This window comes from Flavobacterium qiangtangense (assembly GCF_042658345.1).
Lineage (GTDB): Bacteria > Bacteroidota > Bacteroidia > Flavobacteriales > Flavobacteriaceae > Flavobacterium > Flavobacterium qiangtangense.
The window spans coordinates 323,055-345,901 of the sequence record NZ_JBHSQB010000004.1 but is presented as its reverse complement, the minus strand read 5'-3'; the positions used below and the strand labels follow the sequence as shown (position 1 = coordinate 345,901).

General features: G+C 34.9%; 20 protein-coding genes. 13 read left to right on the top strand and 7 right to left on the bottom strand.

Annotation, left to right across the window (positions count from 1 at the left end; genetic code table 11):
* The first annotated feature begins 75 nt into the window (after positions 1-75).
* The 3 genes from ACFPVY_RS04690 (at position 76) to ACFPVY_RS04680 (ending at position 4,686) form a co-directional block, all read left to right on the top strand.
* The gene (locus tag ACFPVY_RS04690; RefSeq protein WP_379790631.1) at positions 76-2,622 is read left to right on the top strand and encodes an ATP-dependent Clp protease ATP-binding subunit; all 2,547 of its coding nucleotides are present in this window, start codon (positions 76-78) and stop codon (positions 2,620-2,622) included.
* A gap of 178 nt (positions 2,623-2,800) precedes the next feature.
* Positions 2,801-4,171 (top strand): 30S ribosomal protein S6--L-glutamate ligase, encoded by a 1,371-nt coding sequence (gene rimK, locus ACFPVY_RS04685; RefSeq protein WP_379790630.1) that lies wholly within the window; start codon positions 2,801-2,803, stop codon positions 4,169-4,171.
* Positions 4,171-4,686 carry a DUF421 domain-containing protein gene (locus ACFPVY_RS04680; RefSeq protein WP_379790628.1) on the top strand — a complete coding sequence of 172 codons (516 nt, stop codon included), beginning with the start codon at positions 4,171-4,173 and terminating at the stop codon, positions 4,684-4,686. The genes rimK and ACFPVY_RS04680 overlap by 1 nt, the downstream gene beginning before the upstream one ends.
* A gap of 33 nt (positions 4,687-4,719) precedes the next feature.
* Here ACFPVY_RS04680 and ACFPVY_RS04675 read toward each other — a convergent pair whose 3' ends face one another.
* Positions 4,720-5,274, bottom strand: coding sequence for an Imm42 family immunity protein (locus ACFPVY_RS04675; protein WP_379790626.1), 555 nt, complete (start codon positions 5,272-5,274; stop codon positions 4,720-4,722).
* 20 nt (positions 5,275-5,294) lie between these two features.
* The gene (hutH, locus tag ACFPVY_RS04670; protein ID WP_379790625.1) at positions 5,295-6,803 is read right to left on the bottom strand and encodes a histidine ammonia-lyase; all 1,509 of its coding nucleotides are present in this window, start codon (positions 6,801-6,803) and stop codon (positions 5,295-5,297) included.
* Positions 6,804-6,998: 195 nt separating this feature from the next.
* On the opposite strand from hutH, the gene ACFPVY_RS04665 reads away from it, so the two are divergent.
* The 4 genes from ACFPVY_RS04665 (at position 6,999) to thrC (ending at position 11,932) form a co-directional block, all read left to right on the top strand.
* Entirely contained in the window at positions 6,999-7,121 is a 123-nt protein-coding gene (locus ACFPVY_RS04665; RefSeq protein ID WP_379790623.1) for a hypothetical protein, read from the top strand.
* 87 nt (positions 7,122-7,208) lie between these two features.
* The gene (gene thrA, locus ACFPVY_RS04660) at positions 7,209-9,650 is read left to right on the top strand and encodes a bifunctional aspartate kinase/homoserine dehydrogenase I (RefSeq protein WP_379790622.1); all 2,442 of its coding nucleotides are present in this window, start codon (positions 7,209-7,211) and stop codon (positions 9,648-9,650) included.
* 4 nt (positions 9,651-9,654) lie between these two features.
* Positions 9,655-10,575 carry a homoserine kinase gene (locus ACFPVY_RS04655; RefSeq protein ID WP_379790621.1) on the top strand — a complete coding sequence of 307 codons (921 nt, stop codon included), beginning with the start codon at positions 9,655-9,657 and terminating at the stop codon, positions 10,573-10,575.
* Positions 10,576-10,642: 67 nt separating this feature from the next.
* A complete protein-coding gene (gene thrC, locus ACFPVY_RS04650; protein ID WP_379790619.1) occupies positions 10,643-11,932 on the top strand; it encodes a threonine synthase in 1,290 nt (429 codons plus the stop codon).
* A 168-nt stretch (positions 11,933-12,100) separates the two neighbouring features.
* Here thrC and ACFPVY_RS04645 read toward each other — a convergent pair whose 3' ends face one another.
* Together ACFPVY_RS04645 and ACFPVY_RS04640 are read right to left on the bottom strand one after the other, a co-directional pair.
* Positions 12,101-13,447, bottom strand: coding sequence for a DEAD/DEAH box helicase (locus ACFPVY_RS04645; RefSeq protein WP_379790617.1), 1,347 nt, complete (start codon positions 13,445-13,447; stop codon positions 12,101-12,103).
* A 45-nt stretch (positions 13,448-13,492) separates the two neighbouring features.
* Entirely contained in the window at positions 13,493-15,031 is a 1,539-nt protein-coding gene (locus ACFPVY_RS04640) for a DEAD/DEAH box helicase (RefSeq protein ID WP_379790616.1), read from the bottom strand.
* A gap of 195 nt (positions 15,032-15,226) precedes the next feature.
* On the opposite strand from ACFPVY_RS04640, the gene ACFPVY_RS04635 reads away from it, so the two are divergent.
* The gene (locus tag ACFPVY_RS04635) at positions 15,227-15,934 is read left to right on the top strand and encodes an endonuclease V (protein WP_379790615.1); all 708 of its coding nucleotides are present in this window, start codon (positions 15,227-15,229) and stop codon (positions 15,932-15,934) included.
* Here the strand turns inward: ACFPVY_RS04635 and ACFPVY_RS04630 are convergent.
* Positions 15,931-16,443: a DUF6155 family protein gene (locus ACFPVY_RS04630; protein WP_379790613.1), complete on the bottom strand. Its 513-nt coding sequence runs from the start codon at positions 16,441-16,443 to the stop codon at positions 15,931-15,933. The two genes, ACFPVY_RS04635 and ACFPVY_RS04630, sit on opposite strands and share 4 nt — an antisense overlap.
* Before the next feature lie 123 nt (positions 16,444-16,566).
* On the opposite strand from ACFPVY_RS04630, the gene nhaA reads away from it, so the two are divergent.
* From nhaA to ACFPVY_RS04615, 3 genes are read left to right on the top strand one after another with little or no spacing between them, the layout of a single operon-like run.
* Positions 16,567-17,919 carry a Na+/H+ antiporter NhaA gene (gene nhaA, locus ACFPVY_RS04625; RefSeq protein ID WP_379790612.1) on the top strand — a complete coding sequence of 451 codons (1,353 nt, stop codon included), beginning with the start codon at positions 16,567-16,569 and terminating at the stop codon, positions 17,917-17,919.
* Positions 17,912-18,196 carry a DUF3817 domain-containing protein gene (locus ACFPVY_RS04620; protein WP_379790610.1) on the top strand — a complete coding sequence of 95 codons (285 nt, stop codon included), beginning with the start codon at positions 17,912-17,914 and terminating at the stop codon, positions 18,194-18,196. Before nhaA ends, ACFPVY_RS04620 begins: the two co-directional genes overlap by 8 nt.
* Before the next feature lie 2 nt (positions 18,197-18,198).
* Positions 18,199-19,452 carry a mechanosensitive ion channel family protein gene (locus ACFPVY_RS04615; RefSeq protein WP_379790609.1) on the top strand — a complete coding sequence of 418 codons (1,254 nt, stop codon included), beginning with the start codon at positions 18,199-18,201 and terminating at the stop codon, positions 19,450-19,452.
* A 1-nt stretch (position 19,453) separates the two neighbouring features.
* Here ACFPVY_RS04615 and ACFPVY_RS04610 read toward each other — a convergent pair whose 3' ends face one another.
* Positions 19,454-19,843 carry an acyl-CoA thioesterase gene (locus ACFPVY_RS04610; protein WP_379790608.1) on the bottom strand — a complete coding sequence of 130 codons (390 nt, stop codon included), beginning with the start codon at positions 19,841-19,843 and terminating at the stop codon, positions 19,454-19,456.
* A 405-nt stretch (positions 19,844-20,248) separates the two neighbouring features.
* Between ACFPVY_RS04610 and ACFPVY_RS04605 the strand changes: the two genes are divergently transcribed.
* Both ACFPVY_RS04605 and ACFPVY_RS04600 read left to right on the top strand, forming a co-directional pair.
* Positions 20,249-21,529 carry an OmpA family protein gene (locus ACFPVY_RS04605; protein ID WP_379790607.1) on the top strand — a complete coding sequence of 427 codons (1,281 nt, stop codon included), beginning with the start codon at positions 20,249-20,251 and terminating at the stop codon, positions 21,527-21,529.
* Between the two features lie 69 nt (positions 21,530-21,598).
* Positions 21,599-21,997, top strand: a complete 399-nt coding sequence (locus ACFPVY_RS04600) for a glyoxalase (protein ID WP_379790606.1) — start codon at positions 21,599-21,601, stop codon at positions 21,995-21,997.
* A 45-nt stretch (positions 21,998-22,042) separates the two neighbouring features.
* Here the strand turns inward: ACFPVY_RS04600 and ACFPVY_RS04595 are convergent, their stop codons facing one another.
* Positions 22,043-22,846 carry an META domain-containing protein gene (locus tag ACFPVY_RS04595; RefSeq protein WP_379790605.1) on the bottom strand — a complete coding sequence of 268 codons (804 nt, stop codon included), beginning with the start codon at positions 22,844-22,846 and terminating at the stop codon, positions 22,043-22,045.
* Position 22,847 lies beyond the last annotated feature (1 nt).

The following is a 22,847-nucleotide window of genomic DNA, read 5'->3' as shown; positions in this document are numbered from 1 at the left end:
AGTACTTCTGTCAAGGTATGATTTTTGCAAATACTGAACATAATCATTAAATTTACATTACCAATATTATATATTATGGATGATAATTTTTCACCAAGAGTAAAAGATGTAATCACTTACAGTAAAGAAGAGGCCTTGCGTTTAGGCCACGACTTTATTGGAACAGAGCATCTAATGTTGGGGATTTTAAGAGATGGAAACGGTAAGGCAATAAATATACTGAACAATTTATCAATAGATTTAGAGCATTTGCGCCGAAAAGTCGAAATATTAAGCCCAGCAAATCCTAATGTTGAAGTCAGCAATGAAAAGAAAAACCTTCATTTAACCCGTCAAGCGGAAAGAGCGCTGAAGACGACTTATCTGGAAGCGAAAGTTTTTCAAAGCCCTTCAATCAGCACAGCGCATTTGTTATTGTGCATTTTGAGAAACGAAAACGATCCCACAACCAAGTTGCTGAATAAGATGAAAATCGATTATGACGTGGCTAAAGAACAATATTTAAATATGACACCAAACAGCGAAGAAGAATTTTTGAATGACTTGCCAAAAAATGAGTCGTATAATGACGATTCAGGACAAGATGACAGTTTAAAAGAAGGTGCTTTCAATACGCCGGCAAACAAATCTAACAAGAAATCAAAAACTCCGGTTCTTGATAATTTCGGTAGAGATTTGACTGAAATGGCCGAAGAAGGAAAACTAGATCCTGTTGTTGGACGTGAGAAAGAAATCGAGCGTGTTTCACAGATTTTAAGCCGTAGAAAAAAGAACAATCCGCTTTTAATTGGAGAACCTGGAGTTGGTAAATCTGCTATCGCAGAAGGCCTTGCTCTAAGAATTATCCAAAAGAAAGTTTCTCGTATATTATTCAACAAACGTGTGGTAACACTTGATTTGGCAAGCTTAGTTGCTGGAACAAAATACCGCGGACAGTTTGAAGAACGTATGAAAGCCGTGATGAATGAACTAGAAAAGAATGACGATATCATTCTTTTTATTGACGAAATTCACACAATTGTTGGCGCTGGCGGAGCAACTGGTTCGCTTGACGCTTCAAATATGTTCAAGCCTGCTTTGGCAAGAGGCGAAATCCAATGTATTGGCGCCACAACTCTTGACGAATACAGACAATATATTGAGAAAGACGGCGCTTTAGAAAGACGTTTCCAAAAAGTGATCGTGGAACCAACTTCTGTTGAAGAAACGATTACGATTTTGAATAATATTAAAAATAAGTACGAAGACCACCACAACGTAATTTACACGCAAGAAGCAATCGAAGCGTGCGTTAAATTGACTGACAGATATATGTCAGAGCGTTTTCTTCCAGACAAAGCTATTGACGCTTTAGACGAAGCTGGTTCTCGTGTTCACATCACTAACATTGATGTTCCAAAGCAAATTTTGGATTTAGAACGCCAATTAGAAGAAGTTCGCGAGCTTAAAAATACTGTTGTCAAAAAACAGAAATATGAGGAAGCAGCCAAACTTCGTGATGATGAAAAACGCATTGAAAAAGACTTGGCAATAGCACAAGAACAATGGGAAGAAGATTCTAAAAACAACAGAATTCAGGTAACCGAAGACAACGTTGCTGACGTGGTTTCTATGATGTCTGGAATTCCTGTAAATAGAATCGCTCAGACTGAAAGCAATAAATTAGCTAAACTACCAGAACTTATTGAAAATAAGGTTATTGGACAAAAAGAAGCTGTGTTAAAAATTGCTCGTTCTATCCAAAGAAATCGTGCCGGATTGAAAGATCCAAATCGCCCAATTGGTTCGTTTATTTTCTTAGGTCAAACTGGTGTCGGTAAAACGCAACTGGCAAAAGTTTTGGCGAAAGAATTATTTGATTCTGAAGATGCTTTGGTTCGTATCGATATGAGTGAATACATGGAGAAATTCGCGATTTCAAGATTAGTTGGAGCGCCTCCGGGATATGTTGGATACGAAGAAGGTGGTCAATTGACTGAAAAAGTTCGTAGAAAACCATATTGTGTTGTGCTTCTTGATGAGATTGAAAAAGCGCATCCAGATGTTTTCAATATGATGTTGCAAGTTTTAGATGATGGATTTTTGACAGACAGTTTAGGACGTAAAATCGATTTTAAAAACACGATTATCATTATGACTTCTAACGTTGGAGCGCGCCAATTAAAGGATTTCGGACAAGGTGTTGGTTTCGGAACAGCTGCAAAAACAGCACAATCTGACGAACACTCAAAAAGTGTTATCGAAAACGCTTTGAAAAAAGCTTTCGCTCCTGAATTTTTGAATAGAATTGATGACGTAATTGTTTTCAATGCGCTGGAAAAATCTGATATTGATTTGATTATTGAAATCGAGTTGAAAAAATTATATGCTAGAGTTTCTGAATTAGGTTACAACTTAGATCTGTCTGATAAAGCCAAAGCATTTATTGCTGATAAAGGTTTTGACAAGCAATTCGGAGCGAGACCTTTGAAAAGAGCCATCCAAAAATATGTGGAGGACGCTCTTGCAGAAGAAATCATAACTTCAAAAATCTTGTCAGGTGACTTGATTTATATGGATTTAGATGAAACTGCTCAAGAACTTACAGTTGATGTAAAAAAAGCGGAGAATCCAGCTAGCTAAGCAGATTTCCCTTAAATAACAACCGCAGATTTACTGATTTTGAAGATAGAAATTATCCGAATAAATCTTTAAATCTGCGGTTTTTTTTAGTTCAAAACTTACCTTAATAATTACATAAAATTAATTTTTGATTCTAAAATAAGTAGTACATTAGTTTATTGTTACAATCAATAATTATATGTCCGCAAACAAAGTTATCCTTGGAAGTGAAGAATGGTGCTCGTTTCCAGAACTAGGAATTCCAACCATCAAAGCCCGTGTTGATTCTGGCGCAAAAACTTCTGCCCTTCACGCAGTTAACATTTCTCCTTTTGTAAAAGAAGGCGAAAATTGGGTCAAGTTTGACATCAATCCCATTCAAAATAATTCGAAAACAATTATCCACTGCGAAGCGAGATTGGTTGACAAACGAATCGTAAAAAGTTCGAGCGGTTTCCGCGAACAGCGTTATGTAATCTCAACTTCCTTAGTTTTTGGAGAGGAAAATTGGGCAATTGAAATGACGTTGACCAATCGAGATTCGATGGGTTTCAGGATGCTTTTGGGTCGTGAAGCGATGAGCGGACGCGTTTTGGTAGATCCAGAACAAAAATATCTATTAGGACAACCTACTTTAGACGAATTAAAATCATTATATCCAAATTCCGAAAAATCAAAAGATGGATTAAAAATAGCCGTTTTGGCAAGCAATCCCGAGCTCTATTCCAATCGGAGAATTATGGAAGCCGGAGAAATTCGTGGTCACGAAATGCATTTTTTGAATATCAAGGAATGTTACATGAAATTAGACGCAACAAAACCTGAAATTCATTACCGTGGAGGAAAGATCCTGAGCGATTTTGACGCTGTAATCCCAAGAATTCGTCCGAGTATTACCTTTTATGGTTGTGCTTTGACAAGACAATTTGAAGCGATGAAAGTTTTTTGCTTAAATTCTGCTTCGGCAATTACACAATCTCGCGACAAGCTGTATTCCTTGCAATTATTATTGAATCATGGCGTGGATATTCCAACAACTGGTTTCGCAAATTCGCCTTTGGATACCGATGATTTGATTAAAATGGTTGGCGGTTCTCCGTTAATCGTTAAATTATTAGAAGGAACTCAAGGAAAAGGTGTCGTTTTGGCAGAGACCAAAAAAGCAGCTGAGTCCGTAATTAACGCTTTCAAAAGCTTAAATGCCAATATTTTAGTTCAAGAATTCATCAAAGAAGCCAACGGAAAAGACATTCGCTGTTTTGTAATCGACGGAAAAGTTGTTGCAGCAATTCAAAGAGAAGCTTTGCCGGGCGAATTTAGAGCAAACATACATTTAGGCGGAACGGCTTCTATCATAAAAGTGACTTCCGAAGAAAAAAGAATTGCAATTAAAGCAGCAAAAGCAATGAATTTAAAAGTGGCCGGAGTTGATATTATTCGTTCGTCAAAAGGCCCACTTTTGTTAGAAGTAAATTCTTCTCCAGGTTTAGAAGGAATTGAAGGAGCCACAAACAAGGACATTGCCGGAGAAATGATCAAGGCAATTGAGAAAAATTTCAAGTGGAAATAATGAATCCGTATCTCGACATAATTCTCAGAAGCGTTGCCATATATTTTTTTATGGTCATCGCCTTGAGAGTTTTCGGAAAAAAGGAATTATCGCAATTAAATACAGCTGACGTCATTTTAATTTTACTGATAAGCAATTCTGTCCAAAATGCAATGGTTGGAAGCGACACGTCACTTTGGGGCGGTTTGGTTGCTGCAGGAGCATTATTTCTGATGAATTTTATTCTAAAGAAATTGATGTTTCGATTTAAAGGATTGAATAATTTGCTCCAGCAAAAGCCAGAAATTTTAATTCACAACGGAAAATTAGAATTTGAAACGTTGGGAAAATTAGGAATAACTTCCGAAGAATTAACTGAAGCCATGCACGAACACGGCGTTGAATTTTTCAAAGACGTGAAACTCGCAATGCTTGAAATCGATGGAAACATCAGCATTATTTCAGGAAGCGAAAATTTAAAACAATCGCATTACAAGAGGAAACGAAACCACAAATCTTTAGGTGGAATTGATTAAATAAAAAAGTTGGCCGAAAAAGCCAACTTTATGCTAATTATTACTAGGTTGCAACTTGCTTAAAACCTTTTCTATTGTTTCAATAATTACTTTTTTGTCAATTACAACAGAATATAACCTGCTAATTTTATCAATTGCGCAAGGTTGCCTCCAACCTTTCCAAAGAAATTTTATTTTATCATCAATTTCTAACATCATAATCAGATAAGCATCAGTAGTTTCATCTATTGAAATATGACAATTATTCCAAACCTCATTCTCTAAAACAGGCAAATAATCGGATTCAATGTTAAAATCGTTCTTTAGTTCATTAGATTTTAATATCAATTCAAATAGTTCTTGATCATTTCTATTGAAAAATTCTCTATGATATAAAAGCTTAGAATTGTCAGCAATTCTTTCTTTGACATTTCTCATTGAACTTAACCAAGTAACCAGATAGCAGGCTTCATTTTGATCACCGATAATTTGTCCGTTCAAAAATAAATGACAAAATGCAAAATTCGGATCATTTTTAATTAGCAAATACCGTATAAAAAAACCATCATTTTCTCCGATATATTCTACTGTTTGATCATCAATTTCCATATCGAATATTTATTTTTTTTTTAATTCTGAGCACTTTCATCAATCTGAAAACTCCTCAAAAACGCAATCGTCTTCTCTATATCATAATGCAAAATTCTGTCTTCGCTTACTAAAGGTACCTCTTCTCTATATGATTTCAAGAACATTTCAATAAAATCACTCGATTTCAAAGGTTCTCTAAAGTGTATTGCTTGCGAAGCATTCATCAATTCTATTGCTAAAATTCGCTCCAAATTATCCATAATTCGCAACGCTTTTGTCGCGCCATTTGCGCCCATACTTACGTGATCTTCTTGTCCGTTTGACGAAACAATGCTGTCAATACTTGCCGGAGTTGCCAATTGTTTGTTTTGACTGACAATGCTCGCCGCAGTATATTGCGGAATCATAAAACCAGAATTCAAGCCTGGATTATCAACCAAAAATGCTGGCAAACCTCTTAATCCAGAAATCAATTGATACGTTCTTCTTTCAGAAATACTTCCCAATTCTGCCAAAGCAATCGATAAGAAATCCAAAGCCAAAGCCAATGGCTGACCGTGGAAATTTCCACCAGAAATAATCTGATCGGTTTCAATAAACACATTTGGATTATCAGTTACCGAATTGATTTCCGTCTTAAATACTTTCTTTACATAATCAATCGTATCTTTCGAAGCTCCATGAACTTGCGGAATGCAGCGGAACGAATACGGATCTTGAACATGTTTCTTTTTCTGTTCGATAATTTCGCTTCCTTCCAAAAATTCTGAAACTCTTTTTGCCGTTACAATTTGCCCTTTATGCGGACGAATATAATGAATCAATTCGTTGAATGGCTCGATTCTTCCGTCGAAACCTTCTAAAGAAATTATCCCGATTAAGTCAGCCAAATACGAATACTTTGTCGCTTTAATCAAAATATGAGCGCCAAAAGCATTCATAAATTGTGTTCCGTTCAACAACGCCAAACCTTCCTTTGATTTCAAAGTTATCGGACTCCAGCCAAAATGATGCAACACATCAATTGCTTGCTGTTTTTTTCCATCAAAATACACTTCACCTTCGCCGATCAATGGCAAAGACAAATGTGCCAACGGAGCCAAATCTCCCGAAGCTCCAAGCGAACCCAATTCATAAACCACCGGATAAACTTCATTATTATAAAAGTCAATCAAACGTTCCACAGTTTCCAATTGAACTCCAGAATAACCATAACTTAGCGACTGAATTTTCAGCAGAAGCATCATTTTTACAATCTCCGTAGAAACTTCAGCGCCTGTTCCGCAAGCATGCGATTTCATTAGGTTTTCTTGTAATTTTGTAAGATTTTCGTTTGAAATTTTTATGTTGTATAAAGAACCAAAACCAGTGTTAATTCCATAAATCGGTTCTTCGTGCGACTCCATTTTTTTATCGAGATAATCACGACATTTCTGGATATTCACCTTCGCTTCTTCTGATAAAGCCAAAGTTTTATGATGATTTATAATTTCTTCTAAATTTTCAATAGAAAGTAATTCTGCACTTATATAATGTGTATTATCCATATTTGCTTGTAATTATTGGACTCCAAAATTCAGCAAATACTATCAAAAAAGCAACTTTTGTGGATAACATTATGACTTCTTTTTTAGCAAATTTTAATTAATCATCGATTTATTGAATTTAAAAAGATAATAATTCATAATAATATTGTTAAAATAAAATTATTCGCAAAAATATTTCTTAATTTTTATTTAATAATGCAATGTATTACATTTGAAATCAAGATTTTCATACTTATGATTCGAGGCAATAGAAATACGACTTCTACATTTACAGCAACTACGGCTGTAACTTCTGTTGCTACAACTACAACCCCTTAGGGGTTTCATTTCAAATATCATCCTATCCTATTTTTTGTTTGCATAAAACAGAAGCAAACGCATTTATCCATCACCAAAAACATCAAAATGAAAGTATTAAAATTTGGAGGTTCATCCGTGAGCAACGCCAATAATATAAGGCAAGTCATATCAATTTTAGAGCGAGAAAAAGAACCGTTAGCCGTTGTAGTTTCGGCTTTTGAAAAAGTAACCGACTTGCTTTTAGAAGCTTCAAATCTGGCTTCTTCAAAAGATATAAAATACAAAGAAATCCTTCAAATTATTGAAGAAAGACATATCGAAGCCACTAAAGAATTGATTCCGATTGCTGATCAAAGCGCAATTTTAAGCCAAGTCAAAAGAATGCTGAATCATCTGGAAACCTTGCTCGACGGCTGTTTTCTACTTGGAGAATTGTCAAATCGTTCTTCGGATGCCATTCTGAGTTTTGGCGAATTGCTCTCCTCCTATATTATTTCGGAAGCTGTAAAACAGAAAATTTCCAATTCAAGTTTTAAAGACAGTCGCGAATTAATTATTACAAACAAACACTTCGGAAAAGCGGTCGTAGATTTTACAATTACAAATAAATCGGTTGCTGCTTTTTTTCATAATGATAAATCCCAAATCGTGATTCTTCCCGGATTTATTGCAAATTCCAATGACGGACACACCACTACTTTAGGTCGAGGCGGTTCTGATTACACAGCCGCAATTATCGCTGGAGCAATTGACGCTTCGATTTTAGAAATTTGGACCGATGTCAACGGAATGTTTACGGCAAATCCAAGAATTGTAAACCAAGCGCAATCCATCGAAAAAATCACGTATCAAGAAGCAATGGAATTGTCGCATTTTGGCGCAAAAGTGCTTTATCCGCCAACAATTCAGCCTGTTTTGAACAAAAATATTCCGATTTTAATCAAAAATACTTTTGAACCAGAATTGGATGGAACTTTAATTTCTTCGGAAGTTTTTCCAAATGGAAATCCAATAAAAGGAATTACGCATATTGAAAATATTTCGCTTTTAACTGTCGAAGGTTCCGGAATCGTGGGCGTTGCTGGTTATTCAAAACGCCTTTTTGAAGTTTTATCCAAAGAAAATATCAACGTAATTTTCATCACGCAAGCTTCTTCAGAACATTCGATTTGCTTCGGAATTTTAGATTCTGATGCTGAAAATGCTGAGATTTCGATTGATTCAGCTTTTGAATTCGAAATTTCTCAAAAGAAAATTGAACCTTGTTTGGTGGAAAGTAACCTTTCAATAATTGCAGTTGTTGGCGAAAATATGAAGAATCACCAAGGTTTAAGCGGAAAGATGTTCAGCACTTTAGGAAAAAATAATGTCAACATCAGGGCGATTGCTCAAGGTGCTTCTGAACGCAATATTTCTGCCGTAATTATGCAAAAAGATGTCAAAAAAGCACTGAACTCTTTGCACGAAAAATTCTTTGAAGACGATGTAAAACAACTAAATCTTTTTGTAATGGGCGTTGGAAATGTAGGCGAAAAATTCGTTGACCAAATCCACCAACAGCAAAAATACTTACGCGAAAATCTTCAGATAAATCCCAGAGTTATTGCACTTTCTAATTCCAGAAAAATGCATTTTGACGAAGAAGGAATTGCTTTAAATGACTGGAAATTGACTTTAGATTCTGGTGAAATTGCAAACAAAGACGAATTTATTTCTAAAGTCAAATCATTGAATTTACGCAACAGCGTTTTTGTGGATGTGACTGCAAATCAAGAAGTTTCTCAAACTTACGAACATTATTTGAAACAAAACATTTCAGTCGTGACTTGCAACAAAATAGCCTGTTCTTCTGCTTTTGAAAATTATAAAAACTTAAAGAATTTATCTCGAAAATATAACGCTCCGTTTTTGTTTGAAACCAATGTTGGCGCAGGTTTGCCGATAATTGATACCCTGAAAAACTTAGTTGCTTCGGGAGATAAAGTCAATAAAATTCAAGCCGTTTTATCAGGAAGTTTGAACTTTATTTTTAATAATTTCAATGAAGAAAGTTCCTTTTATGATGTCGTAAAACAAGCCCAAAAAGAAGGCTACACCGAACCCGACCCAAAAATCGATTTGAGCGGCGTCGATGTGATGCGAAAGATTTTGATTTTAATAAGAGAAAGCAATTATGAAATGGAAATTGATGCGATTGAAAACAAATCATTTTTGCCGAAAGAATGCTTAGAAACGAATTCTGTCGAAGATTTCTTTGAATCACTAAAAACACACGCAGTACATTTCGAAAATATTTTGGCAGAAGCAAAATCAAAAGATTGCCGTTTAAAATATGTGGCAGAATTCATCGACGGGAAAGCAAATGTCAGCTTACAATTTATTCCGAAAGATCATCCTTTTTATAATTTGGAAGGAAAAGACAACATCGTTTTGTTTTACACGAACCGTTATGTTGACCAGCCATTGCTTATAAAAGGTGCCGGTGCTGGTGCTGAAGTTACGGCTTCTGGAATTTTTGCTGACGTAATCAGAATCGGAAATAATTAATTTTATGGAAGAAATAAAACTCTTTTGCCCTGCAACAATTGCCAATCTTTCGTGCGGTTTTGACGTTTTAGGTTTGTGCCTTGACAATGTCGGTGACGAAATGATTATCCGAAAAACTTCTGAAAAAGGAATCAAAATCACAAAGATTGTTGGAGCCGATTTGCCTTTGGAAACTGAAAAAAATGTAGCTGGAGTTGTCGCTTTAGCAATGATTTCCAATTTAAATTTAGACTTCGGATTTGAAATTGAAATCTATAAAAAAATAAAAGCCGGAAGTGGCATTGGAAGTTCGGCTGCGAGTTCTGCCGGAGCCGTTTTCGGAATAAATGAATTATTGGGAAGACCTTTTTCAACCAAAGATTTAATTCCTTTTGCAATGGAAGGCGAAAAATTAGCCAGCGGAAGCGCGCACGCAGACAACGTCGCTCCTGCGCTACTCGGCGGTTTTGTCTTGGTGAGAAGCTACAGTCCTTTGGATATTATTAAAATTAAAAGTCCAGAAGAATTGTATGCAACCGTAATTCATCCACAAATTGAATTAAAAACTTCGGACGCAAGGTCAGTTTTGAAGCAAAATGTGACGCTGAAACAAGCAGTTATTCAATGTGGCAATCTCGGAGGTTTGATCAGCGGTTTGTACACGAATGATTATGATTTAATCGGAAGATCGTTAAATGACGAAATTGTAGAACCTTTGCGAAGCGTTTTAATTCCGAAGTTCGATTTGGTTAAACAAAAAGCGATAGAAAACGGCGCTTTGGGTGGCGGGATTTCGGGTTCCGGACCATCTATTTTTGCTTTAAGCAAAGGAAAAGAAACCGCTGAAAAAGTCGCAAAAGCAATGAGTCAAGTTTACGAAGAAATGAATTTAAAATACGAAATCCACGTTTCAAAAGTAAATTCTGACGGAATAAAAATATTGTAAAATAACCGCAGATTCACAGATTTATAAAAAATGAAAAATCTGTGAATCTGCGGTAAAACATAAAAATATGAATTATTATAGTTTAAATAAGCAAGCTCCAAAAGTAAGTTTTCAAGAAGCCGTTGTTCAAGGATTGGCACCAGATAAAGGTTTGTATTTTCCGGAAAGTATTTCAAAATTACCACAAAGCTTTTTTGATTCTATTGAAAATCTTTCTAATGAAGAAATTGCTTTTGAAGTCATCAACCAATTCGTTGGAAATGAAATTCCCGAAAAAGAATTACGCCAAATAATTTCCGAAACGTTGTCGTTCGATTTTCCATTGATAAAAGTGGAAGAAAATATTTATTCGTTAGAATTATTTCACGGTCCGACAATGGCTTTTAAAGATGTAGGAGCCCGATTTATGTCGAGGTGTTTGGCTTATTTTAACAAAGGAAAAGATCTAAAAAATACGGTTTTAGTCGCAACTTCGGGCGACACTGGCGGTGCTGTCGCAGCCGGTTTTCTTGACGTAAAAGGTGTTGAAGTTGTGATTTTATATCCAAGTGGAAAAGTGAGCGACATTCAAGAAAAGCAATTGACGACTCTCGGTCAGAATATTACAGCTTTGGAAGTTGACGGCGTTTTTGATGATTGCCAAGAAATGGTCAAAAAAGCTTTCTTAGATGAAGATTTAAAATTTAAAAACCTGACTTCGGCCAATTCGATTAATATTGCGCGTTGGTTGCCACAAATGTTTTATTTTTTCTTTGCTTACAAAGAATTGAAAAAAGAAAATAAGCCGTTGGTAATTTCTTGCCCAAGCGGAAATTTTGGAAATATTTGTGCCGGAATATTAGCTAAAAAGTTAGGCTTGCCCATTGAACATTTTGTAGCTTCAACCAATATAAATGATACAGTGCCAAAGTTTTTAAAAACTGGAAAATACGACCCAAAACCTTCAAAAGCGACAATTTCAAACGCGATGGACGTTGGAAATCCGAGTAATTTTATTCGAATTCAAGAGCTTTATGGAAATGATTTGGAGAATTTTAGAAATGATTTTTCCTCCTATTCTTTTTCGGATGAAGAAACAAAACAAGCCATTTTAGAAATTTATAAAAAGTCGAATTACATTGCCGAACCACACGGAGCTGTTGGATTTTTAGGTTTGAAAAGAGAATTGGAAAAGTATCCAAATTCAATCGGAATCTTTTTAGAAACAGCGCATCCGATAAAATTTTCTGATTCGGTTCAAGAAATTCTTTCGGTAAAACTTTCTATTCCTGAACAGATTGAAAGTGTTTTGGATAAAGAGAAAAAAAGCTCAAAAATCAGCAATTATGAGGATTTGAAAGCTTTTTTGTTGTCTTGATTTAAAATATTTGGCTAAAGCCAAGAATTGGATTTTTTTTTGTGAACGGTCTAAAGCCCGTTCCTATTCAATGTGATATTTGATTCTTTTTGCAGCGATCCCTCCTTCGTCGGAATGACAAGATTGTGGGAATTAAGACCGTCTAAATTTTAGAATGAATCTAGTAAATTACTTATTCTTGAACTTCTTTTTTGGTTCGTCAGATTTTACAGCGACAGGATTTTTTGTTTGTAAAAGCTGATGCGCCAAGAGTTTTTCAATTAATTCGTCTTTTGTCAAATGATGAAAAACGGTTTTGATTTTATCTTTGAAATCTTTTGAAACTTCGTGATTGGGTTTGGTTTTAAAAATCTGTTTTGCCCATAAAAACGTATTGTTTTCTTCAATGCTTTCGGCAGAAGGTTTTTTAAATTCGCTAAATTTAATTCCTAATTCTTTTTCAAAATCAGCAATTTCTATTACTTCTTCGGGTTGCAAAACAGTCAGAGAAAGTCCCTTTGCTCCTGCTCTTGCCGTCCGTCCGCTTCGGTGAACATACGTTTCATATGTGTCTGGAAGATGATAATTTACTACATAAGCAATTTCTTTGACGTCAATTCCACGCGCCGCCAAATCAGTTGCGACTAAAATTGAAATATGACCTTCGCGAAACTGGTCCATAATTCTATCACGAATCGGTTGGGTCAAGCTTCCGTGCAAAGCACCTGATGAAAATTTATTTATGGCTAAGTTTTTGGCTAATTTATTTACCGCCGCTTTTGTTTTACAGAAAATAATTCCTCGTTGTCCTTCTTTAGAATTTAAAAAATGTGTCAAAACATCTAACTTTTCTTCCGGTTCAACAACAATATAGTTGTGGTCAATTCCTTGATTTCCAGAAGTGGCCATATCAGCGCTGACTTGCGTGACATTTTTCTGCATGTAATTCTGAACCAACTGTTTCATCGCTCCAGGCATTGTTGCAGAAAATAACCAGGTTCTTCTGTTTTTCGGCAATTCAGTCACGATTTCATCCAAACCGTCTTTTAAAGCCGACATCATTTCATCAGCTTCGTCCAGAATTAAATACTTACAATCTTTGATGTTGATTGCTTGTCTTTTAATCAAATCGATCAATCTTCCTGGCGTTGCGACAACAATGTGCGCACCTTGTGAAAGTCTTTCGATTTGTGGTTTGATTGGAATTCCACCGCATGTTGACGCGATTGAAATCGACGGCATAAATTTGGCGAAAGCCACTAAATTATCATAAATCTGATGGCCTAATTCTCTCGTTGGAACTAAAATTACAGCTTGAATTTTAGCATTTTCAGCCTCAATTAATTGCAATAAAGGCAAACCAAATGCAGCAGTTTTTCCTGTTCCTGTTTTGGCAAGACCGACAAAATCATCTGTTTTGCTCAATAAAACTGGAATCGCTTTCTGCTGAATTTCTGTTGGAACAGAAAAATTCAATTCGTTTATTCCTTTAATTATTTCGGCTGAAAAGCCAAATTCTGAAAATGCGTTAGCCATAAATTTGTTTTTATTTGAGTGAAAGGCGTGTAATTATTGAGAAAATCAATCTGGTTCGTTCATGATTTTTTCTCTATATTTTTTTCCTATTAATAAGGCAAGCTTCAATTTATAATCTTCCATTAGCCATTCGCGGTAATTTTTACTGCTTTTGCTTAAGCAATTTGTAAAATATTTTACGCGAGATTCAATATCATCTTCTAATTCTCTAGAAAGATTTTTAGCCTCTGGCAAAGTTTCGGTATTGTCCACACACATTGCCGCGTGCTGATCAATTGATTTGTCTAAAACCACTTTTGAACGCTCGTTTTTTGCGATAGCCAATTTGTGCTCTTCATCTACATCAAAACTCACATCGGCAGTTTTGCTGAACTTGGCACGCAATTCTGGTGGCATTGTATATTTAAAATGCAACTCAATTTCTGCATCATCACGAAGATTTTCTAAATAAAATTCTGGTGATTTGAAGATATGTTGCCAATCAATCGGCTCGCTCCAAAGTCCGAAACGTGCGGCGTTATTTCCTAAATCAATTACCGTAAAATTATCTTTTCCAGGTAATTTTCTTGAACCACGACCAATCATTTGAAAATATAAAGTCAATGATTTTGTGGCACGATTTAAGATAATTGTTTCCACAGTTGGTTCGTCAAAACCAGTTGTCAAAATTCCGACAGAAGTCAAAATCGCGTCTGGAGTATGCTTGAACCAACTCAAAATTTCTTTACGATCTTCGGTCGTTGTGGTGTTATCTAAATGGCGAATATCATAACCCGCTTCTCTAAAAGTTTCATAAACATATAAAGAAGTATTGATTCCGTTGTTGAAAATCAGCGTCTTTTTTCCTAATGATTTCTCTGTGTAGGCATGCAATAATTTCTCTTGCATCGCCATATTTGTATACAAATCATCAGAAGATTTTACAGTATAATCTCCGTTAATTCCAACTTTAAGTGACGTAAGACCAACATCATAGCTGTAAGTTACCGCTTTTGCAAGGAATCCGTTTTCAATCAATCGGTTGATCGGATCACCAACAATAAGTTCATCATAATTTTCATTCATCGGAAGCTTGATATTCGAGCTCAAAGGCGTTGCAGTAACTCCTAAAATAAATGAATTTTTAAACGAAGTCAATAACTTTCGGAACGAGTTGTAATGCGCCTCATCGATAATCACAAGACCCACATTGTCAATCTCTAATTTCTCGTCATTTAACCTGTTTTTCAGGGTTTCAACCATTGCCACAAAGCAAGAATATTCTTCTTGATCAGGCAATTCTTTGATAACGCTGTTAATGATTTTGTTCTTTACATTGAAGCTTTTTAGCATTTTTGAAGTCTGCTTGCAAAGCTCAATTCGGTGTGTCAAAACCACCACTTTTTTATCATATTCCGCCAAATATCTTCTGACGATTTCTGAAAAAATTACCGTTTTTCCGCCTCCTGTTGGAAGTTGATACAGCAAATGATGATTTTTTGGAGCGTTTTCTAGGCGGTCAAAAATGGCGTTTATATCCCCTTGTTGATAGGCATAAAGCTCTTTTCTTTCTTCTTTTTGGATCTCTGTTGTTGTTTGGGACATTGTGGTTTTTGATAATTTGCAAAAGTACGTCTAAAAAACCTTAAATGATACTTTTCAATTTATAATTTATGACAGTTGGGAAAAAACTTTATAAAAACATTAGCTAATGATATAACTAAAGGTGTTTTTTAAATGCTAATTTTGAATTCTTGTAAGAATTAGATTTAATTCTAGTTTTAAAAATCCGCTACTTTTATGCTGAACTATGATGATTTTACGATAGAAAGGGCGACAAATCTTCAACACGAAATGCGGAAAAACATCTCGTTGAAGACGTTGAATAAAAATATTACCACGATCGCCGGCGCGGATATTTCTCACGACGTTGGCAGTTCGGTTTTATTTGCGGGAATCGTAATTTTGAGTTATCCAGAATTGGTTCCGTTATCCTATTCTTTGGTTCAGGGAGAATCAAAATTTGAATATAAATCAGAGTTTTTAGCTTTTCGAGAAGTTCCTACGTTGATAAAAGCTTGGGAACAAATTCCGAATAAACCCGATTTATTAATTTTAGACGGACAAGGAATTACGCATCCGCGGAATATGGGAATCGCATCGCATTTTGGCTTGCTGACAAATCATCCCACGATTGGTTGTGCAAAAAATATGCTTCATGGAGAATACAGCGCTTTAGCGGACGAAAAATTTAGTATTTGTCCTATATATAAAGGAGAAGAAAAATTAGGCCACGCGTTGAGAACTAAAAACGGCGTGAAACCGGTGTTTATTTCTCCCGGACATCATATTTCTGTGGATGACAGCATCGAAATTATGCTAAATACAATTCAAAAATACAGAATTCCAGAACCAACACGACACGCACACCAAATGGTAAATCTATTTAGAACTGGCCAACGAAAAGAAGGATATTTTGAATTAAATTGCCAACTTCCGTTGTTTTAATCAAAGATATCTAAGACGTTTTCAAACTCATTTTTGTTTTCCCATTTCTGCTCAAAAGCTTTGTCTTTGATATCAAAAATCCTCTTTTTATATTCAGAAATTAATCCGTTTTCAATCGAATATTTTACGACTTGTTCGAAAGAATTCAAGATACTTTTGTAAAATGATGAATAACGCATTTCACGTTTTGCGCTGTATTTTTGGGCAACTTCAATATTATGCAACATCAAATCTGCCACCACAAAAGCGTCAACACCAAGGCTTAAGAAGTGTTTGATAATTTTTTGTGCTGTTGAACGGCGCAGTTTTGGACGTTTTCCTTTGATTGGAAAATATTCGTTCGTGATTTTCAACTTTGCTTCTTGCGAAAGTTTTTCCTCCTTTGGATTAAACACAAAATCATAATAAACTTTTACATCAGAAAACTTTTCATAAAGATCAATTAATTGCTCTTCAAGTTGTTCTTTGTTTAGTTCTTTTAGATATTTTTTTAAATCTCTTTTGCTCATTTCTTTAAATCACTTTTGCACAAAGATAACACAAGGTTTTGTTTAAATTTAATAAAATCAAAGGCTTGACGGTTTTTTATCCTCATTGAGAATGTGTAAATTTGTAAACCACAAAATACTTCAATGAACTACGAAATCACTCCCACTCCGGCCGAAAAATGGATTATTAATCCCATTACAAATTTTATTAGCAAATCAACAACAGGAGGAATTGTTCTTTTTGTAACTGCTGTTTTGGCGATTTTTTTGGCCAATTCGCAATGGCAAGATTGGTACCATCACATATGGGAACATAAATTTGGATTTTATATTGACGGAGAAAGCTACCTTAATTTAAGTCTTCATCATTGGATTAATGACGGTTTGATGGCTATTTTCTTTTTTGTAGTTGGTTTAGAATTAAAGCGAGAAATCATCGGAGGCGAATTATCGCAACCCAAAAAAGCGCTTTTACCGATTGTTGCCGCTATTGGTGGTATGATATTTCCAGCTTTGATCTTCACGATTTTTAATTTTGGAACAGAATCTTCTCACGGTTGGGGAATTCCGATGGCGACAGATATTGCCTTTGCTTTGGGCGTTTTATATTTATTAGGAGATAAAATTCCGCTGACTTTAAAGGTTTTTTTGACCGCATTGGCGATTGTCGATGACTTGGGAGCTGTTTTGGTTATTGCCTTTTTTTATACGGAGCAAATAAATTTTCTCGCACTCGGAATTGGTTTGGTTTTTTTAGCTTTCCTTTTTCTTTGTAGTAAATTAGGAATCAGAAGTATTTTATTTTTTGTTTTGATAGGAATTTTTGGAGTCTGGCTTCCGTTTTTGCTTTCTGGAGTTCACGCAACAATTGCTGCGGTTTTGGTTGCATTTGCAATTCCGGCTCGTTCTCGAATCGATGAAAATGTTTTTATAGCAAAAATTCAAAAATATTTGGAACATTTCAAAAAGCTTGATTCTACTGAAAATCCACTTTTAACCGAAGACCAATTGCACGTTTTAGAGGAAATCAAAGTCACTACAACAGACGCGATTTCGCCTTTACATCGATTGGAACATTCGCTTCATTCTTTCGTAAGTTTTATTGTAATGCCCATTTTTGCTTTGGCCAATGCCGGGGTAACTTTTTCTTCAGATATTATCGCAAATACCGCCAGCAATGTGACTTTAGGCGTTGCTTTAGGATTATTAATAGGTAAAGTTATTGGCGTTTTTGGTGTTTCTTCGATTTTGATAAAACTAAAAATTTCAGCAATGCCAGACGGAATGACTAACAAAAGTTTGTTTGGCGTTGGCCTTTTGGCTTCCATCGGATTTACGATGTCATTGTTTGTGACAGGCCTTGCTTTTAACAATCCACAATATGAGTTGCAGGCAAAGTTGGGTATCTTTGCGGCATCATTAATCGGAGGGCTTTTGGGATTCGTTATCTTGAAAAACTCTAAAAAATCACTTACTAATTTAAATACAAATGCTTAAACTTTTTAAAATTGTCGCAATTCTCGAGGGAATTTCTTATTTGGCTTTGTTCGGAAACATGCTGATTATCAAAAACATGAATCTTGACCTGTATAAATCGTTGCTTTTCCCAATTGGCATGGCGCACGGAATTTTGTTTATTGGTTACATCATTCTTTCGATCATGCTTAAAGTTGAAGAAAACTGGGATTGGAAGAAATTCTTAATCATTGCAATTGCTTCTGTGATTCCTTTTGGAACTTTTTATGTTGAAAAAAAATATTTAAGCAATAATTAATTATGACTGAAGAAATATTCAATTGGGCGTATAAACTATTTAAAAACTGGGGCTACAGCGAAGTTATTTCGACATATATCAACTTATTTGTCAATATGATTCAGCTGGCGATCTTCGTTTTTATTATACATTATATATTCAAGAAAATATTAATCGAAATTTTTAGCGCTCTAGCACAACGAACAAAAACGGAATTTGATGATCTTCTTGTGGCAAACAAAACCACAAAATACATTGCTTATCTCATTCCGTTGTTGTTTGTAAATGTAACCGTTCCCATAATCATGAAGCAATTTGTTTATTGGGAAGGAATTTTTACCAAAGGCCTTCAGATTTACATCGTAATTCTAGTTTTATGGATTATCAGAAGTATTTTAAATGCTGTGAAAGATTATCTGAAAAAGCTTCCGGATTTCAGCGACAAGCCGATTGACAGTTACATTCAGGTTGTAATGATCATCCTTTGGATCTTTGGAATCACATCGATGATTTTGATAATTTTTAATACATCGATTACTACTTTATTTGCCACTTTTGGAGCAATTTCTGCCATTGTTATCTTGATTTTCAAGGACACAATTTTAGGTTTTGTGGCGAGTATTCAGGTTTCTGTAAATGATTTGGTTCGAATTGGCGACTGGGTGACTTTTGAGAAATTTGGAGCTGACGGAGATGTCATTGAAATTAATTTGGCAACCGTAAAAGTTCAGAATTTTGATATGACAACAACCACAATCCCAACTTACAGCTTAATTTCTGATTCGTTCAAAAACTGGCGTGGCATGCAAAATTCTGGTGGAAGAAGAATCAAGAGGTCGGTTTTGATCAAAGTCAACAGCGTGCGATTTCTCCACACAGATGAATTGGAAGGATTGAAAAAAATACAATTGATTACGTCTTATTTAGAACAGCGCCAGCAAGATATCGAAAAGTTCAATATTAATAACAATGTTGATAAAAGCTTGACAATCAATGGAAGAAACATGACAAATCTGGGGATTTTCAGAAAATACATCAATCAATATTTGGCCACGCATCCGGGAATTAATAAGGATATGACTGTGATGTGCCGTCATTTGCAACCTACAGAAAAAGGAATTCCGATTGAGGTTTATGCATTTTCAAATGACAAAAGATGGATCAATTATGAATATATTATGGCCGATATTTTTGACCATATCATTGCATCTGTTCCTTACTTTGATTTAGAAATTTATGAATTGCCTTCAGGAAAAGGAATTTATACAGAAGAGTAATTTACTTTTTAACTCGGTCTTTTATAAATTCGATAGCCGTTTTTCCATGAATTGAAGGTCTTCCAAAGCTATCTAGATTTACCATCGTGATTGAGTTTACAGTAATAATGGTTTCCTTTGTCATAATATTTCTAACTTCACATTTTAATGTTATCGAGGATTTTCCAAATTTTACTACGTCAATTCCAATTTCGATAATATCTCCTTGTTTTGCTGAACTTACAAAATTAATTTCAGACATATGTTTGGTTACAACGCGCTCGTTTTCTAATTGAATTATCGAATAAAGTGCGGCTTCTTCATCAATCCAAGCTAATAATTTACCTCCAAATAAAGTTTGGTTAGGATTTAAATCTTCGGGCTTGACCCATTTTCTGCTGTGGAATCTCATTAATTATGGCTTTAATTATTCTGCAAAGTTACTAATTGCTGTACATAAGTATTAGACTACACCAAAATTAATTTACTAAACCGTTTGCGAGTTTACAATTTTTGTATAGAAATAAAAAATATAGAGAATTAAAAGAATTCCCAAATCAAGTGGCTTATTCCTTTTAAAGCATTCATCTTTAACATGATGCTTCTATATTGTTGCAAATATCTCAAAATTTTAGTTAAAAATTATGATAATATAATGTTATAGAATTACTAAATATATAATAAAGGTGGGAATTATGTAACATTAAAAGGGAAATGTTAAAATGTATTGCCTTATCTTTGTCAGGAATTTTAAAATTAAAAAACTTACAAATCGAATTAAAACTTAAAGCTTTAATTTAAAATCCATTTAAAAATTATGAAAAAGAACTTAACATTACTTTCGTTTTTAGTGGCTTCTTTCGCAGCGAATGCACAAGAAACTATGACGACTACAAGCACTACAACAGTGGAAACCTCTGAAGAAACTGTACCTTATGACAGATGGTCTATCGAATTAAATGGTGGTGTAAACAAGCCAACAAGAGCAATGACTTCTGGTTATTACACTGAAACATTAAATTTCTTTCATGCCGATTTGGGTGTTAGATATATGTTCAACCCAAAAATTGGTTTGAAACTTGATTTCGGATACGACAAATTTCAAGAGCATGATGATAGCGCTCCATTCGAAAGTACTTATTTAAGAACAAGCCTTCAAGGGGTTGTTAACATAGGTAGAGTTTTGAACTTTGAAACTTGGACAAACACGTTCGGTTTATTAGCACATGGTGGATTTGGTGTTTCTCAATTAACTGCACAAGATGGTGGTTTTGATGGAGAAGATTACATGGGTAATGGAATCCTTGGTTTAACAGGACAAATTAGATTAGGAAATAGCGTTGCATTAACAGGAGATTTAACTGGTATTGTTAACGGAAAACAAAATAATAATTTTGACGGAAGAAGTACAGTATCAACTGGCGCTTTTGACGGAGTTTTATTAAATGCTTCTGTTGGTTTGACTTTCTACCTTGGTGGTGCTGAAAAACATGCTGACTGGTATTCTGAAGATAAAAGCAAAGAGCTTAAAGAATTGGAAGAAAGAGTTGGTTTAATCGAAACTGGACTTGTAGATTCTGACAAAGATGGTGTGCCAGATATGTATGATTTAGAGCCAAACTCTATCGCTGGAGTTGCTGTAAATACTAAAGGTCAATCTATCGATAGAAACCAAAATGGTGTTCCAGACGAATTAGAAGGATACTTAGAAAAAACTTACGGACAAAACGGTAAAGGTGCTACAAACGGTACTATTGAAGAATTGATCAACGGTGGATATGTAAATGTTTACTTCGATTTTAATTCTACAAAACCAACAAATGCTTCTCTTTCTGGTGTTGACTTCTTAGTTAAATATTTGAAAGCTAATCCATCTAAATCTGCAAGCATCATTGGTTATGCTGACGAAATTGGAGATTCAAACTATAACAAAGATCTTTCTCAAAGAAGAGCTGATGCTGTGAAAGCTGTTGTAACAAACGCTGGAATTGATGCTTCAAGATTAACTGTAGTGGGTAATGGAGAAGACACTTCTGTGAACAAAGATTCTAAAGAAGCGCGTCAAATCGTAAGAAGAGTTACTTTCCAAGTAAAATAATTTCCTCATAAATATTTCAAAACCGCTGTAGCAATACAGCGGTTTTTTTTTATCTTTAAAAGAAAAACTATGGAAAATAGAGATGCTTTCATTTCTGAATTCAGGGGAGAAACTTTAGGAACAGTCACTAGCCAATCTTCACCAGACGAAGTTTTTCAAAATCAAGTATTAAGACCGATATTAAAACTACAAAACGACCTTTTTATCGACGTTTTTAAAAATTATGTCTCAAAATACAAGAATGATTTTTACTCATATTCTGTCGAAAAGAAATTGGCTTATATCGAAAATTCCATACACAAAGATATCAAGTTCAGAAACTCCTTAAAAGGCATTGTCATTGGATTATTTACCATTTCCGAATACAATACTTACATTCAAAATTCATCTTCCTTAAACAAACGAATGATGAATATGCTGATTGAAAGATTAAAAAACCAAGTGCAATTATTTGAATTGCAAGAATAAAAAAAGAGGCTTTTACGCCTCTTTTTTCTTTTGTAAAAAATTGTTTTAATCTACTTTTTTAAATATCGCTTTTGTTCCGTCTGGATTCAAAAGATACAACTTGTTTTCTTTTAATTCATATCTAGTTGTGCTTTGCAAAGCTTTGACCAAAGTCTTCTCAGTTTCATAATTATCACACATCATTTCTGTGGTAAAAACATCTGTAAATCGAAGCAAATCTTTTTCCGAAAACAGCTTTCCTCCTATTCTATTACATCCGGCCATTCCAGAGAAACGCGCTTCTTCAGCAAATATTTCTAAATTTGGAACTCCTTTTTTAAAATCTTCGGGATTGATTTTCTTTCCTTCTAATTCTTCTAAAGCCCAAATATCGTGAAGTCGATAATCAATGATGTAATTTCCGCAACCGCTTAAAAGCAATTCTTTTTGTTCACCGCGTTTTAAAGAAACTTTTACAGAATAATCAAAAACTTTGTCAGACATTCCGTCAGAACATTTTTCTTGCTGAATCGTAATTTCTAAATTGATATTGTCTGATTTAGCGCGGTACATCACCACATTAGCGTCCATAGCCTTTTGTGGCTTTTCGTATGACAACGAAAAATTATCCTTCTCTTCCAGCGTTGTAAATTTTATAGAATCATCAGAAATTTCAATTCCCCAGAACGGTTCTGTTCCAACGGCTTTAAAGAAAACATTGCTTGGAGCTTCAGAAATTGTGGCCACTTCAGGCTTTTTTACAGCGACAGAATCCACGCTTGAAACCTCCTTTTCAGCTGGTTTTGGCTTACAGTTTACAAATAAAATAGACAGTGCAAAAATTGCGATAATTGATTTTGGCTTACTCATT